The sequence below is a fragment of the Citrobacter sp. HN-141 genome (assembly GCF_033341895.1).
In the GTDB taxonomy this organism is placed as follows: Bacteria; Pseudomonadota; Gammaproteobacteria; order Enterobacterales; family Enterobacteriaceae; genus Citrobacter.
This window is the reverse complement of the sequence record NZ_JAWPBF010000014.1, coordinates 133,024-154,461: the sequence shown is the minus strand read 5'-3', so window position 1 is coordinate 154,461 and position 21,438 is coordinate 133,024. Positions and strand designations below refer to the sequence as shown.

Genomic DNA, 21,438 nt, shown 5'->3' with positions numbered 1-21,438 from the left:
CGGGAGCGGATTTGAACGTTGCGCAGCAACGGCCCGGAGGGTGGCGGGCAGGACGCCCGCCATAAACTGCCAGGCATCAAATAAAGTGAAGAAGCCCATCCTGACGGATGGGCTTTTTTGCGTCTGTGCGGGATAAAAACCGCCGGATGCGGCGTGCCGCCTTATCCGGCCTACAACTGTCTACATCATTACCCGAGCACCAGTTTCAGTAGCGGATACGGTCGTCCGAGATCGTCTACTTCCGTGCGTCCCGTCACTTTAAAGCCCATCTTCTTATAAAACCCCACCGCTTGATCATTTTGTTCGTTAACGTCAGTCGTCAGTGTCGATGTTAACGATAAAGCATGTTCAATCAGCAGCTTACCGACACCGCTACCGCGCATATCTGGATCAACAAACAGAGCATCTATATGCTGTTCGGTCAGCAGCATAAATGCGACTGGCTCATCATTTTCCGTTACCGCAACCCAGAGCGGAGCTTCTGGCAAAAACGAACGTACCAGCTCTTCCAGCTCAATTCGGTAATCAGGTGAGAGAAAATGGTGCGTGGCATCGACTGAACGACACCAGATAGAAACTAACTTCTCGCCTTCGTCCCGGCGTGAACGACGAATGGTCAGGGCCATAGCATTCTCCTTTTATGTTAACTGCACTATTCTACAGCAAGGAACCGTGAAACTTTCTCAACTTGAACATGCAAGCTCGACATTCATATGATTCCTGGGTATCTTCAGCTATCTGGATGTCTAAACGTTTAAACGTATGTAGTGAGGTTATCAGGTTATGCCAATTCGCGTGCAGGACGAGCTACCCGCCGTCAATTTCTTGCGTGAGGAAAACGTCTTTGTCATGACGACATCCCGCGCTTCCGGCCAGGAAATTCGTCCACTGAAGGTACTTATCCTCAACCTGATGCCAAAGAAGATTGAAACGGAAAACCAGTTCCTGCGTTTACTGTCGAACTCCCCCCTGCAGGTGGATGTTCAGCTGTTACGCATTGATGCCCGCGAGTCACGCAATACGCCAACGGAACATCTGAATAATTTCTACTGTAATTTCGAGGATATCTGCGATCAGAACTTTGACGGACTGATCGTGACCGGTGCGCCACTGGGCCTGGTTGAGTTTAATGATGTGGCATACTGGCCGCAGATTAAACAGGTGCTTGAGTGGGCCAAAGATCACGTCACATCGACGCTATTTGTCTGTTGGGCGGTACAAGCCGCACTGAATATTCTTTATGGCATTCCAAAGCAAACCCGCACAGACAAACTCTCTGGCGTTTATGAGCACCATATTCTGCATCCTCATGCGCTGCTGACGCGTGGTTTTGATGATGCGTTTCTGGCCCCGCACTCTCGCTATGCCGATTTCCCTGCTGCACTGATCAGAGACTACACCGATCTTGAGATCTTTGCGGAAACAGAGGAAGGGGATGCCTACCTGTTTGCCAGCAAAGATAAGCGTATTGCCTTCGTGACGGGTCATCCGGAATATGATGCCCACACATTGGGTAGCGAGTATTTTCGTGACGTCGAAGCAGGCTTAACGCCGGAAGTACCGTATAACTACTTCCCCAAAAATGATCCGCAAAACAAACCGCGAGCGACCTGGCGTAGTCATGGCAATTTGCTGTTTACCAACTGGCTCAACTATTACGTCTACCAGATCACGCCATATGATCTGCGTCACATGAATCCAACGCTGGATTAATCTTCTGCGGTAAACGATCCTTAAGCGTTTCAGCATGTTGAATCAGGCACCTTCGGGTGCCTTTTTTATTTCCGAAATGCACCTCACTGTGTAATTAATTTTTATTGTTATTGTTATCAATAAGTTAATTGATAATTAAATTAAAAATGGAAATTGTTTTTGATTTTGAAATTTAAATGAGTAGTCTTAGTTGTGCTGAACGAAAAGCGCACAACGATCCTTCGTTCGCATTGGGGATGTGTTTGGATCAATGACGAGGAACTACGCAATGAATCAACAGGCAACGACAACCGATGAACTGGTCTTCACCAGGCCGCGTGGCGAACAGGAAAAGCAAATTCTGACCGCTGAAGCGGTGGAGTTTCTGACTGAACTGGTGACAAGATTTACGCCAAAGCGGAATAAACTTCTGGCTGCACGTATCCAGCAACAGCAGGATATTGATGACGGTAAGTTGCCTGATTTTATTTCGGAAACAGCTTCCATTCGAGAAGGTAGCTGGAAAATTCGCGGAATTCCTGATGATTTATTGGATCGCCGCGTAGAGATCACCGGACCCGTTGAGCGCAAGATGGTCATCAACGCGCTGAACGCGAACGTCAAAGTCTTTATGGCTGACTTCGAAGATTCACTGGCTCCTGAGTGGAGCAAAGTTATCGACGGGCAGATCAACTTGCGCGATGCGGTCAATGGCACCATTAGCTACACCAACGAAGCGGGTAAAATTTATCAGCTCAAACCTAATCCGGCTCTGTTAGTGTGTCGCGTTCGTGGTCTGCACCTGCCGGAAAAACACGTCACCTGGCGTGGTGAATCTATCCCGGGCAGCTTGTTCGACTTTGCCCTCTATTTCTTCCACAACTACAAAGCGTTGCTGGCAAAAGGTAGTGGTCCCTATTTCTATCTGCCGAAAACACAGGCCTGGCAAGAAGCCGCCTGGTGGAGCGAAGTATTCAGTTATGCAGAAGACCGCTTTAACCTGCCGCGCGGTACCATTAAAGCGACCCTGCTGATTGAAACGCTGCCGGCGGTCTTCCAGATGGACGAAATTCTGCACGCCCTGCGTGACCACATTGTGGGTCTGAACTGCGGTCGTTGGGACTACATTTTTAGCTATATCAAAACGCTGAAGAACCACCCGGATCGCGTGCTGCCGGACCGTCAGGTGGTGACGATGGATAAGTTATTCCTCAGCGCCTATTCGCGTCTGCTGATTAAAACCTGTCATAAACGTGGCGCGTTCGCGATGGGCGGCATGGCGGCGTTCATTCCCAGCAAAGATGCGGAACGTAACAACCAGGTTCTGACCAAGGTAAAAGCGGACAAAGCACTGGAAGCAAATAACGGTCATGACGGCACATGGATTGCCCATCCGGGACTGGCCGATACCGCTATGGCGGTGTTCAACGACGTACTCGGTGAAAACAAAAATCAGCTGTTCGTGACCCGTGAAGAAGATGCCCCGATTACCGCAGAGCAACTGCTGGCACCTTGTGAAGGTGAGCGTACTGAAGAAGGCATGCGCGCTAACATCCGTGTTGCGGTGCAGTACATCGAAGCGTGGATCTCCGGTAACGGCTGCGTACCGATTTACGGTCTGATGGAAGATGCGGCTACCGCCGAAATCTCCCGTACCTCCATCTGGCAGTGGATCCACCATCAGAAGACGCTCAGTAACGGCAAGCCGGTTACCAAACCGCTGTTCCGTCAGATGCTGGCCGAAGAGATGCTGGTGATTCAGGACGAGCTGGGCGAACACCGCTACAGCAGCGGGCGTTTTGACGATGCCGCACGCCTGATGGAGCAAATCACTACCTCTGATGAATTGATCGATTTCTTGACCCTGCCAGGCTACCGCCTGCTGGCGTAATCCACCACATAACAATATGGAGCATCTGCACATGAAAACCCGTACTCAACAAATCGAAGAATTACAGAAAGAATGGACTCAACCGCGCTGGGAAGGCATCACCCGTCCATATAGCGCGGAGGAAGTGGTGAAATTACGTGGCTCGGTCAACCCGGAATGTACGCTGGCGCAGCTTGGCGCGGCGAAAATGTGGCGTCTGCTGCACGGTGAATCGAAGAAAGGTTATATCAACAGCCTCGGTGCGCTGACCGGCGGTCAGGCGCTGCAGCAGGCGAAAGCCGGTATTGAAGCGGTCTACCTTTCAGGCTGGCAGGTGGCGGCAGATGCCAACCTGGCATCCAGCATGTACCCGGACCAGTCGCTGTATCCGGCGAACTCGGTCCCTGCGGTGGTGGATCGGATCAACAACACATTCCGTCGCGCCGATCAGATCCAATGGTCAACCGGTATTGAGCCGAACGATCCGCGCTATGTAGATTACTTCCTGCCGATCGTTGCCGATGCGGAAGCGGGTTTTGGCGGTGTACTGAACGCGTTCGAACTGATGAAATCGATGATTGAGGCTGGTGCAGCGGCCGTTCACTTCGAAGATCAGCTCGCATCGGTGAAAAAATGTGGTCACATGGGCGGCAAAGTGCTGGTGCCGACGCAGGAAGCTATCCAGAAACTGGTGGCAGCCCGTCTGGCGGCTGATGTGATGGGCGTGCCGACGCTGGTGATTGCACGTACCGATGCTGACGCAGCCGATCTGATTACGTCTGATTGTGACCCATACGACAGCGAGTTCATCACCGGCGAACGTACCAGCGAAGGGTTCTACCGTACGCATGCGGGTATTGAGCAGGCGATCAGTCGTGGCCTGGCCTATGCACCGTATGCGGATCTGGTGTGGTGTGAAACCTCCACGCCGGATCTCGAACTGGCGAAGCGTTTTGCCGATGCAATCCACGCTAAATACCCTGGCAAACTGCTGGCCTACAACTGTTCGCCGTCGTTTAACTGGCAGAAAAACCTGGACGATAAAACCATCGCCAGCTTCCAGCAGCAGCTGTCGGATATGGGTTACAAATACCAGTTCATTACCCTGGCGGGTATCCACAGCATGTGGTTCAACATGTTCGACCTCGCGCACTCCTATGCGCAGGGTGAAGGCATGCGCCACTATGTTGAGAAGGTTCAGCAGCCAGAATTTGCGGCGGCTAAAGACGGTTACACCTTCGTCTCCCATCAGCAGGAAGTGGGTACAGGCTACTTCGACAAAGTCACCACCATCATTCAGGGCGGCGCCTCCTCGGTGACCGCGCTGACCGGCTCGACCGAAGAATCGCAGTTTTGATGAATGCCCGGTGGCGCTACGCTTACCGGGCCTACGAAGGGATGAATGCCCGGTAAGCGAACACGCCATCCGGTATGACGTTGTGCCGGATGGGAGAAATTGATGACGCGTGGCCTGGAATTACTGATTGCTCAGACTATCTTGCAAGGTTTCGACGCCCAGTACGGGCGTTTTCTGGAAGTCACCTCCGGCGCGCAGCAGCGTTTTGAACATGCCGACTGGCATGCGGTTCAGCAGGCGATGAAAAGCCGTATTCACCTCTACGACCATCACGTGGGTCTGGTGGTGGAGCAGTTGCGCTGTATTACTGACGGCAAAAGTACCGACGCGGATTTTTTACTTCGCGTGAAAGAGCATTACACCCGGCTACTGCCGGATTACCCGCGCTTCGAGATTGCGGAGAGCTTTTTTAACTCCGTTTACTGTCGGTTATTTGACCACCGCTCGCTGACTCCCGAGCGGCTGTTTATTTTCAGTTCTCAGCCAGAGCGCCGTTTTCGCACGATCCCACGCCCGTTGGCGAAAGATTTTTTCCCCGATACCGGCTGGGAATGGCTGCTAACGCGCGTCCTTAGCGATCTGCCCCTGCGTCTGCCGTGGCAGAACAAACATCGTGATATCCACTACATCATCGAACACCTGACCGAAACCCTGGGGGCAGATGTGCTGCCAGGCTGCCATTTACAGGTGGCGAACGAACTGTTTTATCGCAACAAGGCCGCCTGGCTGGTCGGGAAGTTGATTACCCCTTCCGGGACGCTGCCGTTTTTACTGCCAATCCACCGGACTGACGAAGGCGAATTGTTTGTCGATACCTGTCTGACCACGACAGCAGAGGCGAGCATTGTGTTTGGCTTTGCCCGCTCCTACTTTATGGTGTATGCCCCTTTGCCCGCGGCGCTGGTAGAGTGGCTGCGCGAAATCCTGCCCGGGAAAACCACCGCCGAACTGTATATGGCGATTGGCTGCCAGAAACACGCCAAGACCGAAAGCTACCGTGAATATCTGCTCTATCTTGCCCATTGCGATGAGCAATTTATTGAAGCGCCAGGGATCCGCGGCATGGTGATGCTGGTGTTTACCCTGCCGGGCTTCGACCGGGTGTTTAAAATCATCAAAGACAAATTCGCCCCGCAAAAAGAGATGTCTGCCGCCCACGTTCGCGCCTGCTATCAACTAGTCAAAGAGCACGATCGTGTTGGGCGGATGGCTGACACCCAGGAGTTCGAGAATTTTGTGCTGGATAAACGGCAAATCGATCCGGCGCTGATGGCGCTGTTATTGCAGGAAGCTCCGGAAAAAATTACCGATCTTGGCGATCAGATTGTTATTCGTCATCTATATATCGAAAGACGGATGGTGCCGCTGAATATCTGGCTGGAGCAGGTCGAAGGTCAGCAACTGCGCGATGCTATTGAAGAGTACGGCAACGCGATTCGTCAGCTGGCCGCCGCCAATATTTTCCCCGGCGATATGCTGTTTAAGAACTTCGGCGTGACCCGTCACGGGCGCGTGGTGTTCTACGACTACGATGAAATCTGCTACATGACGGAGGTGAATTTCCGCCATATCCCGCCGTCACGCTACCCGGAAGATGAGATGAGCGCTGAGCCGTGGTACAGCGTATCGCCTGGAGATGTCTTCCCGGAAGAGTTTCGCCATTGGCTATGTGCCGACCCGCGTATCGGGCCGCTATTTGAAGAGATGCACGCTGACCTGTTCAGCGCTGACTACTGGCGTGGTCTGCAAACGCGGATTAAAAACGGGCATGTGGAAGATGTTTACGCCTATCGGCGTCGGCAGCGCTTTAGCGTACGTTATGAAACCGACCGCAGGCCGGGTAAGGCGTAGCCGCCACCCGGCAACCCCATCTTAGCGAAATCCGCCGTACGCCAGCGTCACTTCTTTCGCCGCTTTGATCGCCATGGCGCCGAACTCGGTCACGCGATCGTCGGTAATACGCGAAATGGGTCCGGAGATGGAAATCGCGGCGAACGGCTCGCGGTGCTCGTCATAAATGCACGACGCCACGCAGCGCAGACCCAGCGCATGTTCCTCATCATCAAAGGAATAGCCGCGCTTGCGCGTCTGGGCCAAATCCTCTTTCAGATGCACTGGCGACACCAGCGTGGCGTGGGTGTATGCGTGCAGGCCTTTGCGGTGCAGCAGGCCAGTCACTTGTTCTTCGCTCAGTTGGGATAAAAATGCCTTACCTGCGCCGGAGGCGTGCATCGGCAGTTTGCCGCCGATAGGCGCGGACATGCGCATCAGCTGGGTGCACTGCACCTGGTCGATAATAATGGCCTGATGGTCGCTTTGATCCAGCACGGCCAGGTTTACCGTCTCACCGGAGTCTTCCATCAGCTTGCGCAGGATCGGATGCACAATCGCCAGCAAATTACGGCTTTGTAAAAAGCTGCTGCCGACGATAAACGCATGTGCGCCGACGGCCCAGTGGCCTAATTCACCCACCTGACGGACAAAACCCTGCTGCTGCATGGTGGTCAATAAACGGTGAGTCGTGGAATTTGGCAAGCCGGCCTGCTGTGCCAGTTCGGTTAGCGCCACGCTGCCGTTGGATTCCGCAATCCACTCCAGCAGCTTCAGGCCGCGGGTCAGAGACTGAACCTGCCCGGTTGCAGGCGCAGTAGCAGCGGCGGGTTTTCTACCGCGTTTCGCGGGGATTGTGGCAACCATGGCGGACTCCTTTTCTGTATCGTGGAAATCATTTTCGTTTTATTAAATTATAATGCAAGAATTCCTGTACTGATCGGATGAGTGAAGCTGAACATGTCTCATGTTGGCCGTTGTTCCCTTTTCCACCTCTCAGGTTTGTGCCAGTATGGCCTGTTGAGTTTTTTTCGGTCTGGTTGAGCGTTGTCGGGAGCGAGTGTGAGCAGCAAAGTAGAACAATTACGTCAGCAGTTAAATGAACGTATTCTGGTGCTGGACGGCGGTATGGGCACCATGATCCAGGGATATCGTCTGAGCGAAGAGGATTTCCGCGGCGAACGCTTTGCCGACTGGCCGTGCGATCTGAAAGGCAACAACGACCTGTTGGTGCTCAGCAAACCGGAGGTCATCGCCGCCATCCATAACGCCTACTTTGAGGCGGGCGCGGATATCATCGAAACCAACACCTTTAACTCCACGACTATCGCCATGGCGGATTACCAGATGGAATCCCTGTCGGCGGAAATCAACTTTGCGGCAGCTAAACTGGCGCGTGCGGCGGCTGACGAATGGACAGCGCGTACACCGGAAAAACCGCGCTATGTTGCGGGCGTGCTCGGCCCAACTAACCGTACGGCGTCTATCTCGCCTGATGTTAACGACCCGGCTTATCGCAACATTACCTTTGATCAGCTGGTGGCCGCCTACCGTGAATCCACCAAAGCGCTGGTGGAAGGCGGCAGTGACCTGATCCTGATTGAAACCGTCTTCGATACCCTGAACGCCAAAGCTGCTATTTTCGCGGTTAAAACCGAATTCGAAGCGCTGGGCGTTGAGCTGCCGATTATGCTCTCCGGCACCATCACCGACGCTTCAGGCCGTACGCTCTCCGGCCAGACTACCGAAGCATTCTACAACTCCCTGCGCCACGCCGATGCGCTGACCTTTGGTCTGAACTGTGCCTTAGGTCCGGACGAGCTGCGCCAGTACGTGCAGGAACTGTCGCGTATTGCCGAATGCTACGTGACTGCGCACCCGAACGCCGGTTTACCAAACGCCTTTGGTGAATACGATCTCGACGCCGATACCATGGCGACGCAGATTCGCGAGTGGGCTGAGGCCGGTTTCCTGAATATCGTCGGCGGTTGCTGCGGCACCACGCCGGAACATATCGCCGCCATGAGCCGCGCGGTGGATGGCTTACCGCCGCGCCGCTTGCCGGAAATCCCGGTTGCCTGCCGCCTGTCCGGCCTTGAGCCGCTGAACATCGGTGACGACAGCCTGTTTGTGAACGTCGGCGAGCGTACCAACGTCACCGGTTCGGCGAAATTTAAGCGCTTGATCAAAGAAGAGAAATACAGCGAAGCGCTGGACGTCGCCCGTCAGCAGGTGGAAAGCGGCGCGCAGATCATCGATATCAACATGGATGAGGGGATGCTCGATGCCGAAGCGGCAATGGTGCGTTTTCTCAACCTGATCGCCGGTGAGCCGGATATCGCCCGCGTGCCGATTATGATCGACTCCTCGAAATGGGACGTCATCGAGAAAGGCCTGAAGTGCATTCAGGGTAAAGGCATCGTTAACTCCATCTCGATGAAAGAGGGGGTTGAGACCTTTATCCATCACGCGAAGCTGCTGCGTCGCTACGGTGCTGCGGTGGTGGTGATGGCCTTTGACGAGCAAGGGCAGGCCGACACCCGCGCACGTAAAATCGAAATCTGCCGTCGGGCGTACAAAATTCTTACCGAAGAGGTGGGCTTCCCACCGGAAGACATCATCTTCGACCCGAACATCTTTGCCGTCGCAACCGGGATTGATGAGCACAACAACTACGCGCAGGACTTCATCGGTGCCTGTGAAGACATCAAACGCGAACTGCCACACGCGCTAATCTCCGGCGGCGTTTCTAACGTTTCATTCTCGTTTCGTGGCAACGACCCGGTACGTGAAGCCATTCACGCGGTATTCCTCTACTACGCTATTCGCAACGGTATGGATATGGGGATCGTCAACGCCGGACAACTGGCAATTTACGACGACCTGCCCGCCGAGCTGCGCGATGCGGTTGAGGACGTGATCCTTAACCGCCGTGACGATGGCACCGAACGACTGCTGGAGCTTGCTGAGAAGTATCGCGGCAGTAAAACCGACGACACGGCGAACGCCCAGATGGCGGAGTGGCGCACCTGGGACGTGAAAAAGCGCCTCGAATACTCGCTGGTGAAAGGCATTACCGAGTTTATTGAGCTGGATACCGAAGAAGCGCGCCAGCAGGCTGCGCGTCCGATCGAAGTTATTGAAGGACCGCTGATGGACGGCATGAACGTCGTTGGCGATCTGTTCGGCGAAGGCAAAATGTTCCTGCCGCAGGTGGTGAAATCCGCCCGCGTGATGAAACAGGCGGTGGCGTACCTCGAACCGTACATTGAGGCCAGCAAAGAGAAAGGCTCCAGCAACGGCAAGATGGTCATTGCGACCGTGAAAGGCGACGTACACGACATTGGCAAAAACATTGTCGGCGTGGTGCTGCAATGTAACAACTACGAAATCGTCGATCTTGGCGTGATGGTGCCCGCGGAGAAAATCCTCAGAACGGCGCGTGAAGTGAATGCCGATCTGATTGGCCTGTCTGGGCTGATTACCCCGTCGCTGGACGAAATGGTCAACGTGGCGAAAGAGATGGAGCGTCAGGGTTTCACTATTCCGCTGCTGATTGGTGGCGCGACCACCTCAAAAGCGCACACCGCGGTGAAAATTGAGCAGAACTACAGCGGCCCGACGGTGTACGTGCAGAACGCCTCGCGTACCGTTGGCGTCGTGGCCGCGCTGCTCTCAGACACCCAGCGCGATGACTTTGTCGCCCGTACGCGTAAAGAGTATGAAACCGTCCGTATCCAGCATGCACGTAAGAAACCGCGTACCCCGCCGGTAACGTTGCAGGCTGCCCGCGATAACGATCTGGCCTTCGACTGGGAAAACTACACACCGCCGGTGGCGCACCGCCTGGGCGTGCAGGAAGTGGAAGCCAGCATCGAAACGCTACGTAACTACATCGACTGGACGCCGTTCTTTATGACCTGGTCGCTGGCCGGGAAATATCCGCGCATTCTTGAAGATGAGGTGGTAGGAGAAGAGGCGAAGCGCCTGTTCAAAGACGCTAACGACATGCTGGATAAACTCAGCGCTGAGAAGACCCTGAATCCGCGTGGCGTGGTGGGTTTATTCCCGGCCAACCGCGTGGGTGACGACATCGAGATTTATCGTGACGAGACGCGTACGCACGTGATCAACGTGAGTCATCACCTGCGCCAGCAGACGGAAAAAGTCGGTTTCGCCAACTACTGCTTGTCTGACTTTGTTGCGCCGAAATTGAGCGGCAAAGCGGATTACATCGGTGCTTTCGCGGTGACCGGTGGTCTGGAGGAAGATGCGCTGGCGGACGCCTTTGAAGCGCAGCACGACGACTACAACAAGATCATGGTGAAAGCGATCGCTGACCGTCTGGCGGAAGCGTTCGCAGAATATCTGCATGAGCGCGTGCGTAAAGTCTACTGGGGCTATGCGGCGAATGAGAATCTCAGTAACGAGGAGCTGATCCGCGAAAACTACCAGGGGATTCGCCCGGCACCGGGTTATCCGGCGTGTCCGGAACACACTGAAAAAGCCACCATCTGGGAATTGCTGGATGTGGAAGCGCACACCGGGATGAAACTCACGGAATCCTTCGCCATGTGGCCAGGGGCATCGGTCTCTGGCTGGTATTTCAGTCATCCGGACAGCAAGTACTACGCCGTGGCGCAAATCCAGCGCGATCAGGTTGAAGATTATGCCTTCCGTAAAGGCATGAGTGTGGCGGAAGTCGAACGCTGGTTAGCGCCGAACCTCGGCTACGACGCCGACTGATTCACAAAACTGTCATCTTTCTTTACAACAAACAGGGCGCTCAATGAGTGCCCTGTCTCTTTATTACGTTTAAACCCTTATACTGAAAGGGGGCCGTTGCCGGATGGCGGCGTAAACGCCTTATCCGGCCTACATAGGGATGATTTGTAGGCCTGATAAGCGCAGCGCCATCAGGCAAATGAGCCTCAAAAAACCATAAAAATAAGGAGAACCTGATTCCGTGTTAACTCTGTTACACCTGCTTTCTGCTGTTTCTATGCTGGTTTGGGGTACGCATATTGTGCGTACCGGCGTGATGCGCGTCTTCGGCGCCCGCTTGCGTACCGTGCTCAGCCGTAGCGTTGAAAAGAAGCCGCTCGCCTTTTGTGCGGGTATCGGCGTGACGGCGCTGGTGCAAAGCAGCAACGCCACCACCATGCTGGTCACTTCTTTTGTTGCACAAGATCTTGTGGCGCTCACTCCTGCGCTGGTAATAGTGCTCGGTGCCGACGTGGGGACCGCGCTGATGGCGCGAATCCTGACCTTCGATCTCTCCTGGCTGTCGCCACTGCTGATTTTTATCGGCGTGATCTTCTTTCTCGGACGTAAGCAGTCCCGCGTGGGGCAACTGGGGCGGGTCGGTATTGGGCTGGGGTTGATTTTACTGGCGCTGGAGCTGATTGTGCAGGCGGTAACGCCGATCACCCAGGCTAATGGCGTACAGGTTATTTTCGCCTCGCTCACCGGCGATATCATGCTCGATGCGCTGATTGGCGCCATGTTTGCGATTATCAGTTACTCCAGCCTGGCGGCAGTTTTGCTGACGGCAACACTAACCGCGGCAGGCATTATCTCGTTCCCGGTGGCGTTGTGTCTGGTGATTGGCGCCAACCTCGGCTCCGGTCTGTTGGCGATGTTGAATAACAGTGCCGCTAACGCCGCAGCCCGTCGCGTGGCGCTCGGCAGCCTGTTGTTTAAGCTGGTGGGGAGCCTGATTATCCTGCCATTTGTTCATCCGCTGGCCAATCTGATGGATGAACTGCCGTTACCGAAATCTGAACTGGTTATCTACTTCCACGTCTTTTACAACCTGGTGCGCTGCGTGGCGATGGTGCCGTTCGCCGAACCGATGGCACGTTTTTGTAAGCGCATCATCCACGATGAGCCGGAGCTGGATGCACATCTGAAGCCCAAACATCTGGACGTCAGCGCGCTGGATACGCCGACGCTTGCTCTGGCCAATACCGCCCGTGAAGCCCTGCGTATCGGCGATGCGATGGAGCAGATGATGGACGGGTTGAAGAAAGTAATGCACGGCGAACCGCGGGAAGAGAAAGAGCTGCGCAGGATGGCCGATGACATCAACGTATTGTATACGGCCATCAAGCTCTATCTGGCACGGATGCCAAAGGATGAGCTGGCGGAAGAAGAGTCGCGTCGCTGGGCGGAGATTATTGAAATGTCGCTCAACCTCGAGCAGGCTTCCGATATCGTTGAACGTATGGGCAGTGAGATAGCTGATAAGTCGCTGGCCGCACGTCGGGCATTCTCTGTCGAAGGGCTGAAAGAGCTGGATGCGCTCTACGATCTGCTGCTCAGCAATCTGCAACTGGCGATGTCGGTGTTCTTCTCAGGGGACGTGACCAGTGCCCGTCGTCTGCGCCGCAGCAAGCACCGCTTCCGTATTCTCAACCGTCGTTATTCGCATGCGCACGTTGACCGTCTGCATCAGCAGAACGTGCAGAGCATCGAGACCAGCTCCTTGCACCTGGCGCTGTTGGGCGATATGCAGCGTCTGAACTCGCTGTTTTGCTCCGTAGCCTATAGCGTGCTGGAACAGCCGGATGAAGACGATGAGCGTGAGTACTAACGAGGACAGGTGAAATGTTGCCCGGTGGCGCAGTCCGGTAGGCCGGATAAGGCGAAGCCGCATCCGGCATCAGACAACCCATCAACTAAAAGCAGTGACCTGCTTCAACGGCAACCGCCTCTTCACCCGCTTTAAAGATATAGGTAGTGTTCGGGCCGCCAAGCACCGCCTGACCGTTACTCACTTTGATCCAGTTACCTTCCGGCAAACCAATCACCGTCAGCTCTGGTGCCACAACCAGCAGCTCGCGGATACGCTGTTCACGCGTTTCGCCTTTGTGGCCTTCCGGCAGCGCGTTGGTGAAGTGTGGATTAATCTGCAGCGGGAACAGACCCAGGGCATCGAAGCCTTTTGGATCGACAATCGGCATGTCGTTGGTAGTGCGGATGGTCTGGCAGGCAAGGTTGGAACCCGCGCTCCAGCCGATATACAGCGCACCGCGTTTGACGACATCCACAATCGGGGCCAACAGACCGCGTTCGCGGCTTTCTTTCAGTAACTGGAAGGTATTACCCCCGCCGACAATCACCAGCTCTGCGTTTTCAATAGCGGCAATCGGATCGGCAACGGTATGAATACCCGTAACGTTGACGCCCATTGGCGCAAAGATGGCTGCCGTTTTCGCCGTGTACTCATCCCAGGTTTGCGTCACGCCAGCGAACGGAATAAACACCGCAGTACGGCGACCATTCAGTTGCTCAGCAATTAGCGGCAGCGCATGTTCCATCCAGCCTTTGCCCGGCAGCGTCGAGTTACTCAATAAAAGCAGTTCCATCATTTCTCCATGTAATCAGAAAATTACAAACCGCAGTCATGTTACCACCGTCAGTATAACGCCTCACTGATATGGCTCACGATGTTGGAAGTGAGGTTCTGGAAAGCGCCTCGCAGACCGGCGTTTTATTTTGGGTGAAAGCGAGATTGTTGATTTATTCTTCTGGCGGGTGATGGTGTTTTATACCTATATGGATATAATCAAGGGGGAGGGATGACGAAACCACTTTACTGGGTTGGGCATGCCAGGAAAGATCTACAGGGAATGCCAGAACATGTTCGGGATACGTTTGGGTTTGCTCTTTGGCTGGCGCAGCAGGGTAAGCGGCATTCACAGACTAAACCGTTAAAAGGATTTGGTGGGGCGGGGGTTCTGGAAGTTGTAGAGGATTATCACGGCAACACATGGCGGGCGGTTTACACTATCCAGTTGAAAAATGCAGTTTATGTTCTGCATGTTTTTCAGAAAAAATCTGTTTCCGGGAAGGCAACGCCCAAACCCGAAATTAATTTGATTTACCAGCGGCTTAAGGCTGCACAGCGGCATGCGCAGGAGAGTGGATATGTCACATGATGTCGAAACCAGTAGCGGCAACGTTTACGCTGATTTGGGTGAGTATGACGCGGAACAGATGCAGTTGAAGGCGCAACTGGCAATGGTGGTTGGTGAGATTTTGCAATGCAAAGGGTTAACACAGCAGCAGGCTGCACAGATGCTGGGGATGACGCAGCCTAAGCTTTCCAACTTATTACGTGGGCAGTTTCGTGGCATTAGTGAAGCAAAGATGCTGGAGTGTCTGGTGAAACTGGGCCGCGATGTTGAGATTGTGGTAGGAAAAGAGGGTAATGTGCAGGGCACGCTGAAAGTAAGCTTTGGCTGATATCCCCATTCAAGCTTAAATGGTCAATCCAATACCCAGCACCTTTATCACTGCCAGTGTGGTTTTCAGCGTCGGGTTTGTGCCAAAAGCAGACGTTTCGCATTTCTCACTGCTTTTAATTGGCAACGTTGCCACGTCGATGGGCTGACCCATACCCAAAATCAGCTCCATTTAGAAACAGAAGTTCGGCATGATGACTACTTCCCTGAGCGGAGGTGGTGCCGATGAAAAAGACACGACTCACCGAAGAGCAGATTGTCTTTGCCCTGAAAAAGGCCGAAATGGATACGAGCGTACCCGAAGTCTGCCGTAAGCTGGGCATCTCCGATGCCATATTTTACACCTGACGAAAAAAAACGTCGGAATTTCCCCTTCTGAGCTGAAGCATATGCGGCAGCTTGAGGAAGATAATCTCAGCCTCGACAAAGCCATGCTTCAGGATGTACTTGCAAAAAAGAAGTTGCGCTGACGCGCCTGCGTGAATGGGGCCGGGACCTGCAGGCACGTTACGGAGCCAGCGAGAGGCTGGTCTGTTTTGCACTACAGGTCAACTACAGCTCTTTCCGCTTCGGGGTCAGGTTCAACCAACCGACATAACTAACTAAAAGTTGTATCTAATCTTAGGTGAAGGTCATAATGATTTTTTTAGACAATATTAGTACTTACAGCACTATTCAAATAACAATTACTCGATATACTGTTATGGCAAGTTAAATCGTAGTAGCGATTCCGATAGATTCTGATTGGTTAAATTTAAGATAAAAGGATTAATATAATGGGGAAAATAGCTTCAATATCCTACGCCAGCCATAATGTATTTAATGACTCACACGTTACCATTACAGATGCTAAAACCTTTTCAAAGGATAATTTTATTACATTGTTAATTGGAGAAAATGGTTCAGGTAAAAGTGAGTTATTAAAATCTATTGTTCAGTTTTATAGAAAGGATCAGAGTGACATTACCATATGGTCAGGTATGAAAGTTGTCACGACGGGAATTACAAAGCAAAGTAAATGGCCACAAAAAGTGGTTGCATATTCTCTAAGCATTAACGACAAGTTTCCATATCAAAAAAACAATTGGGATGGTGAGGAAAGTTACTTTTATGCAGGGCTGAAAACAACAAGTAATACAATATATATTGGTAAATACAGAGAAGATTTGCTTAAGTGTTTTTATTTAATATGCAAGGATGATAATAGAGAGGAGTTAATTCTAAAATGTTTGAATTTGATGGGGCTTCCAACAAGTTTTATTTTCAAACTATCATTTGGTTGGGAATTTAAAAAATACATATCGATTCAAGAAGAAACCAGAAGCTATAAAGAGCTTATAAAAGGATTTATCTCAACCAAAGAAACAAAGAAAAATATTAGAATCTTCAATTTAATCAATGATACAGATGAATTGGATTTTATAACCTCTGTTTTAGATCGGGATCGAGCGAATTCTCATGACACTCTTGATCTTCAAATAAAATTAGTTGAGAAGTATAAAGATAATCAAACAAATATTAATAACATGAAAGTCTTAATATCACTGATTGATCTAAAAATATTAAGTGTATCTGAGTTTAGCGAGATATCACAAGATGATTTGTTAAACCTAAGTTCAGGCCAATTTAATCTTATTAGAAATATAGCCACCTTAGTGTCTCAATTGAATGATAACTCACTTGTGATTATTGATGAGCCTGAAATTAGTCTTCATCCTTCTTGGCAAATAAAATATATGGATTTGATAAGTAAAATTATAAAGCCGTTTAAGGGGTGCCACGTTATAGTTGCATCGCATTCGCATTTATTAGTTACAAGCTTACCTATAGATAAATCTAATGTATTGATTTCAAATAGAAAAGATGTGATTTCCATTACCCCTTTCGACGCAAGCCCTACAGGTTGGTCATCCGATATGATTTTGTATGGTGTTTTTGGAGTTTTAACCAGAGGCAACGTTGCATTTGAAGCGGATTTAAGGACTGTTACATCTCTTATAAAGAATAAAGATGATAGAAATGATTTAAAATTGCATGAAGCAATTAGTAGGTTAGAAAGATACGCCCTACCAGGCAATGATCCTCTTAATGAGTTTATAACGAAAGCAAAAAATAGAATCAAGGGTGAATTATGAACCTACACTATAAATTTGTTAAACCTGGTTCTTTTTATTCCATTCCTGATGAGGATAGGGATGTAGTGATAAGATTTAATACAATTGGAGCTGATAGTTGGGATAAATCTCTCAAAGATGATATTGGTTTCGAAGATGGTGATATAAGTAAAAGAACAAAATTTAAAAAAGAAATAAAAAAACATCTAATCAAAATGCAAGAAAATTACTGCTATTATTGTGGTCGATCATTCTTTCTTTTTGGTGAAAATGAAAAAAGGTTTAGTAGAAATATACATATAGACCACATTCTTCCCAAGAAAGCAGCCCATGGACGCTATGGTCGTTTTACTTTTGAACCCCAAAACTTAATTTTGGCATGTTCTATCTGTAATGGCAGAGATTTTAAGGGCTCACTGGATTTTTGTGATGAACCTTCAGATGACTATGATGCTATGTCATTCTCTATTGTCCATCCATATTTTGAGAATATAAATCAACATTTTCGAATCGAAGATGATGGTACTGCAGTGAAAATTAATAGGAATAAAAGCAAAGCGACAGTGATGGAGAGAGTATTTGGTATTAATTCGACATATATGATCGAATCAAGGTTACAGAATTTGACCTATATCCGACAGAACCTCACCCCAGAAGAGGAAGACGTTATCACTGAGATAACAAAAAATATTCCTATTGACGGAATTACATCACAATAAATTTTTTAAACAATCTTTTGCGGAATAAAAACGATCAATAAATGAGTCTAATCTAATGAGGGACTCATTTTTTTAATTTATTGCGTCTAACCTGCCTCTCCCCCAGTATTATATAAAACCGTCAGTCAGTAATGTATTGACCCCACATCGATAGACGATCCTGCCCTATTTTTCTCGCCACAATTTTTATCACCGTTTTGAACGTCCGATTTTCGCTCTAAACAGACCTTCAGAAAGGCGATATAAAGTACTGCCTCTTACACTTCAATTCCCTTCTGTTTCAGCTCTTTTCTAATCACACGTTTAATCCAGGCTGCCAACGATTCATCGCCATCCTGCCGCCGTGCTTCTTCCATCGCTTTGCGCAGTTCCGGATCCAGACGGAATTGAAACGGGGGATTGCCTCTTCTTTCGTTCATGTGTGTTGATACCTTAATTACACAAGAGTAGCGTGTGTATGTGTGATGACACATTACTCTCACACACCAAACATGACAACGCCCCGAAAGTGCGGGAACACGATCAGGGCGTCTAACCACAACATTACATCAGCCAGTTGATTCCCGCGCTGGCGCAGTTGGAAGTCAAAGCTGACCAGCAATTGTTTGCTGTTGCATAGTACCTAAAATAAACAGAGCGCCCATCCCTGGCGCTCTGTTCCTGCTCTCTTACCCCGCCCGCGCAAATTTTGCCGCTTCGGCGATCAGCGCGTCATCCGGGCGTACGCCGGTGTACATGGCGAACTGCTCTACGGCCTGTAAGGCAATCACCTCTGCACCGCTGATGGTCTTTTTACCCAACTGCTGTGCCAGCTTAATCACCGGTGTTTCCGGCGGCAGGGCGACGACGTCAAACACTATGCTGGCGGCAGCGACTATCGCTTCGCTGTAGGCCAGCTCATCGCTCTCTTTACCGCCAGCCATACCGACGGGCGTCACGTTGACCAGAATATCGCAGGCAATCCCTTCCGGCTGCGGCTGCCACTGGAAACCGTACTGTTTTGCCAGCGCCGGGCCGCTCTCCCGGTTACGGGCGGCGACGATCACATCGTGAAAACCGGCATCGCGAAATGCGGCGATAACCGCTTTACCCATTCCACCGCTGCCGCGGATCATAACGCGCGCGTGGTTATCAAGCTGGTGGCTGGCAATCAGGCTTTTTACCGCAATGTAGTCGGTGTTAAATCCTGTCAGCGTACCGTTGTCATTGACGATGGTGTTGACGGAATCAATGACGCTTGCGGAAGGATCGATGACATCCAGAAACGGCATACAGCTCTCTTTAAACGGCATAGAGACCGCACAGCCGCGAATCCCGAGCGCGCGAACGCCTTTCACTGCGGCCTCAATATCCTGCGTAGTAAAGGCTTTGTAGATAAAATTTAACCCTAACTTTTCATACAGATAGTTGTGAAAGCGTGTGCCAAAGTTGCCGGGGCGTCCGGCAAGCGACATGCACAACTGGGTGTCGCGGTTAATCATGTTAAATTTCCTCGGCGTGAGACAATATGTACTGTTCGGCTTCCTGCGACCAGATCCCCTGATGACGCTCCAGGATATCGCGCAAGGCCGGATCGTCAATCTGGGTGAGCGCAGTTAATGGCAATGCTTTTCCGGTGTAAACCAGTTTTTTACCCCCACCGACTTGCGGCAGTTCCAGCGTTGTTTCACCTGCCGCATTCAATCCCAGAATGTGCGTCACCACTTTTGCCGCCTGAACTTTCTTCTCTTCGATCAGTTTTACCGCCGCGCGCATGTCGTCGGTATTGCCGCCAGACGTCCCAACATAATGGGTGAAGGCGTAGTGCACGTCGTAGAAGTTAATTGGCGCGCTAAACTGCTTATCCTGCGGACCGGCAAAGAAGTTCATGCAGCCATCGGCAGCCAGCAAAGAAGAGGCCAGCGTAACCAGCTGTTCGTTGGGCACAAACACAAAGATGTCATCAAACCCGTGCCCGCCGCTCAGCGCCATCAAGCTGTCATAACTCGCATCCTGGGCGTGGAGATAATGGATCAACGTTTGTGGTTCTGATGGATAGTGCTTGCGGGCGTAGCTTAACTTGTCGTTATTGGTGTCGGTTACCACCAGCAGCGCCGGGTTAACCGGGCCATGCAGTGCATAGTCGATCGCCAGTAGTCCCATTGGCCCGGTGCCGCCGAGAATTAACGTGCGCCCCTGCGGACGAATGCCCATCTTGTGGTTATAAGTGCCCTCCTGTAGGTGATAATTGGCGTTGAATGCGCCAATCACGCAGGACAGCGGCTCAACCAGCGAGCCTTCAAAATAGGTTTCACCTTCGTAGGCCAACAGGCAGTCCTGCTCCATCACTTCATCAGGAATGATGACGTGCGTGGCTTCACCGCCTACCCACGGGAAGGAGTAGCCGGGGCAGTCCGGGCGGTCCGGCAGTTGCAGGTTAGCCTGAATGACATAGCGTTGGCCGGGCTGAAACTTATGCTGCCATTTTTTGCCTACGGCAATAATGTCGCCGCAAAACTCGTGACCGATGATGATCGGGTTGGTGGCCACATCGTCCGGCACCTTTTTGTGGTTCTCGCCCTGGTTAGCCTCTTTCCAGGAAGAAAGGCACAGGCTGTCGGTCACGACTGAGGCCAGAATTTCATCGTCCTGCATTTCAGGAAGATCGAAGGTTTCCAGGCGCAGATCGCGTTTACCATAAAGACGTAAAGCTGTTGTTGTTTGCATTGTTACCACCTCTTCCTCTTTCGAGGACTATTTGTTGAAGTTGCCCCGGCATCGCCGGAGCGAAAAAATCAGGACAGAAAGCCCAGCGCGTTGCCGATAATCCCCAGCGCAAACAGGGCGAAGATCAGCCATACCGGATTAATTTTCTTGTTGAGCAGTCGCACCATCAGCAGCGTCAGACCCAGCGCCAGCAGGCCGGGGCAGAGTTGGTCGAGAATGTTCTGCACGGTCATGGTGACGGTGGTGCCGTCTGCGCCAGGCGTTTGCGATACCACCAGCGGCACGTTGATGCTGGTCCATTTGGTGACCAACACCCCCATGACAAACAGGCCTAGTATCGATGCGCCTTCGGTCAGTTTCTGCAACAGGTTGCCGCCCATATCGCTGACGATGTTGACCCCTTTACGAAAGCCAAGCTGTAAGCCGTACCACTTCATTGCCAGACGTACTGCATTGAAAATAAAGAAGAACAATAGTGGGCCGAGAATGTTTCCGGACAGCGCCAGCGATGCGCCGAGCGCGGCGGTAATCGGGCGCAATGTTCCCCAGACCAACGGGTCGCCAACACCGGCCAGTGGACCCATCAGCCCAACTTTGATGCCGTTGATGGCCCCGTCATCAATTTCCGCACCGTTGGCGCGAGCTTCTTCCATCGCGGCGGTCACGCCAATCACCGGCCCGCAAACGGCAGGCGTAGTGTTGAAAAACACCAGGTGGCGTTTGAGTGCCGCAACCTGCTCCTCTTTCAGTGGGTACAGGCGCTTAATGGCAGGGATCATGTCGTAGCAAAAGCCCAGCCCATGAATGCGTTCAAAGTTGAATGACGCCTGTTGCAGGTTGGAGCGAACAAATATGCTAAACAGGTCGGATTTGGTCAGTTTTTTCTGTTCCATGGCTGGCT

General features: G+C 51.7%; 18 protein-coding genes and 1 pseudogene. 11 read left to right on the top strand and 8 right to left on the bottom strand.

Annotation, left to right across the window (positions count from 1 at the left end):
- Nucleotides 1–188: 188 nt before the first annotated feature.
- Nucleotides 189–626, bottom strand: a complete 438-nt coding sequence (locus RYZ59_RS17625; protein WP_137381224.1) for an acetyltransferase — start codon at nucleotides 624–626, stop codon at nucleotides 189–191.
- Nucleotides 627–783: 157 nt separating this feature from the next.
- Here RYZ59_RS17625 and metA point away from each other — a divergent pair, with 157 nt between their 5' ends.
- From metA to aceK, 4 genes are all read left to right on the top strand, one after another.
- Nucleotides 784–1,713: a homoserine O-acetyltransferase MetA gene (gene metA, locus RYZ59_RS17620; RefSeq protein ID WP_318049798.1), complete on the top strand. Its 930-nt coding sequence runs from the start codon at nucleotides 784–786 to the stop codon at nucleotides 1,711–1,713.
- Nucleotides 1,714–1,981: 268 nt separating this feature from the next.
- On the top strand, nucleotides 1,982–3,583 hold the full coding sequence (gene aceB / locus RYZ59_RS17615; protein WP_318049796.1) for a malate synthase A: 1,602 nt from the start codon (nucleotides 1,982–1,984) through the stop codon (nucleotides 3,581–3,583).
- A gap of 31 nt (nucleotides 3,584–3,614) precedes the next feature.
- On the top strand, nucleotides 3,615–4,919 hold the full coding sequence (gene aceA / locus RYZ59_RS17610) for an isocitrate lyase (RefSeq protein ID WP_003826506.1): 1,305 nt from the start codon (nucleotides 3,615–3,617) through the stop codon (nucleotides 4,917–4,919).
- Between the two features lie 102 nt (nucleotides 4,920–5,021).
- A complete protein-coding gene (gene aceK / locus RYZ59_RS17605; RefSeq protein ID WP_318049794.1) occupies nucleotides 5,022–6,770 on the top strand; it encodes a bifunctional isocitrate dehydrogenase kinase/phosphatase in 1,749 nt (582 codons plus the stop codon).
- Nucleotides 6,771–6,791: 21 nt separating this feature from the next.
- Here aceK and iclR read toward each other — a convergent pair whose 3' ends face one another.
- Nucleotides 6,792–7,616 (bottom strand): glyoxylate bypass operon transcriptional repressor IclR, encoded by an 825-nt coding sequence (gene iclR, locus RYZ59_RS17600; RefSeq protein ID WP_103771815.1) that lies wholly within the window; start codon nucleotides 7,614–7,616, stop codon nucleotides 6,792–6,794.
- A 195-nt stretch (nucleotides 7,617–7,811) separates the two neighbouring features.
- Between iclR and metH the strand changes: the two genes are divergently transcribed.
- Entirely contained in the window at nucleotides 7,812–11,495 is a 3,684-nt protein-coding gene (metH, locus tag RYZ59_RS17595; protein WP_003826511.1) for a methionine synthase, read from the top strand.
- A gap of 220 nt (nucleotides 11,496–11,715) precedes the next feature.
- A complete protein-coding gene (locus RYZ59_RS17590; RefSeq protein ID WP_318049792.1) occupies nucleotides 11,716–13,344 on the top strand; it encodes a Na/Pi cotransporter family protein in 1,629 nt (542 codons plus the stop codon).
- Nucleotides 13,345–13,429: 85 nt separating this feature from the next.
- Here RYZ59_RS17590 and pepE read toward each other — a convergent pair whose 3' ends face one another.
- The gene (gene pepE, locus RYZ59_RS17585; protein WP_048236375.1) at nucleotides 13,430–14,119 is read right to left on the bottom strand and encodes a dipeptidase PepE; all 690 of its coding nucleotides are present in this window, start codon (nucleotides 14,117–14,119) and stop codon (nucleotides 13,430–13,432) included.
- 213 nt (nucleotides 14,120–14,332) lie between these two features.
- On the opposite strand from pepE, the gene RYZ59_RS17580 reads away from it, so the two are divergent.
- The gene (locus RYZ59_RS17580; RefSeq protein WP_318049790.1) at nucleotides 14,333–14,692 is read left to right on the top strand and encodes a type II toxin-antitoxin system RelE/ParE family toxin; all 360 of its coding nucleotides are present in this window, start codon (nucleotides 14,333–14,335) and stop codon (nucleotides 14,690–14,692) included.
- The gene (locus RYZ59_RS17575) at nucleotides 14,682–14,999 is read left to right on the top strand and encodes a helix-turn-helix transcriptional regulator (RefSeq protein WP_318049789.1); all 318 of its coding nucleotides are present in this window, start codon (nucleotides 14,682–14,684) and stop codon (nucleotides 14,997–14,999) included. The genes RYZ59_RS17580 and RYZ59_RS17575 overlap by 11 nt, the downstream gene beginning before the upstream one ends.
- A gap of 15 nt (nucleotides 15,000–15,014) precedes the next feature.
- Here the strand turns inward: RYZ59_RS17575 and RYZ59_RS17570 are convergent, their stop codons facing one another.
- Complete coding sequence (locus RYZ59_RS17570; protein WP_318049788.1) at nucleotides 15,015–15,152, bottom strand: hypothetical protein; 138 nt, start codon at nucleotides 15,150–15,152, stop codon at nucleotides 15,015–15,017.
- Between the two features lie 71 nt (nucleotides 15,153–15,223).
- Here RYZ59_RS17570 and RYZ59_RS17565 point away from each other — a divergent pair.
- The 3 genes and pseudogenes from RYZ59_RS17565 to RYZ59_RS17555 form a co-directional block, all read left to right on the top strand.
- Nucleotides 15,224–15,465, top strand: a pseudogene (locus RYZ59_RS17565) (transposase); the annotation flags it as partial.
- A 309-nt stretch (nucleotides 15,466–15,774) separates the two neighbouring features.
- Complete coding sequence (locus tag RYZ59_RS17560; RefSeq protein ID WP_318049786.1) at nucleotides 15,775–17,133, top strand: ATP-binding protein; 1,359 nt, start codon at nucleotides 15,775–15,777, stop codon at nucleotides 17,131–17,133.
- Nucleotides 17,130–17,831: an HNH endonuclease gene (locus tag RYZ59_RS17555; RefSeq protein WP_318049784.1), complete on the top strand. Its 702-nt coding sequence runs from the start codon at nucleotides 17,130–17,132 to the stop codon at nucleotides 17,829–17,831. The genes RYZ59_RS17560 and RYZ59_RS17555 overlap by 4 nt, the downstream gene beginning before the upstream one ends.
- Before the next feature lie 257 nt (nucleotides 17,832–18,088).
- Here the strand turns inward: RYZ59_RS17555 and RYZ59_RS17550 are convergent, their stop codons facing one another.
- From RYZ59_RS17550 to RYZ59_RS17535, 4 genes are all read right to left on the bottom strand, one after another.
- Nucleotides 18,089–18,250, bottom strand: coding sequence for a hypothetical protein (locus RYZ59_RS17550; protein ID WP_139762616.1), 162 nt, complete (start codon nucleotides 18,248–18,250; stop codon nucleotides 18,089–18,091).
- A 249-nt stretch (nucleotides 18,251–18,499) separates the two neighbouring features.
- Complete coding sequence (locus RYZ59_RS17545; RefSeq protein WP_318049780.1) at nucleotides 18,500–19,312, bottom strand: shikimate 5-dehydrogenase; 813 nt, start codon at nucleotides 19,310–19,312, stop codon at nucleotides 18,500–18,502.
- A gap of 1 nt (nucleotide 19,313) precedes the next feature.
- On the bottom strand, nucleotides 19,314–20,537 hold the full coding sequence (gene sorE / locus RYZ59_RS17540) for an L-sorbose 1-phosphate reductase (protein ID WP_003826522.1): 1,224 nt from the start codon (nucleotides 20,535–20,537) through the stop codon (nucleotides 19,314–19,316).
- A 68-nt stretch (nucleotides 20,538–20,605) separates the two neighbouring features.
- Complete coding sequence (locus tag RYZ59_RS17535) at nucleotides 20,606–21,430, bottom strand: PTS system mannose/fructose/sorbose family transporter subunit IID (RefSeq protein ID WP_318049778.1); 825 nt, start codon at nucleotides 21,428–21,430, stop codon at nucleotides 20,606–20,608.
- Nucleotides 21,431–21,438 lie beyond the last annotated feature (8 nt).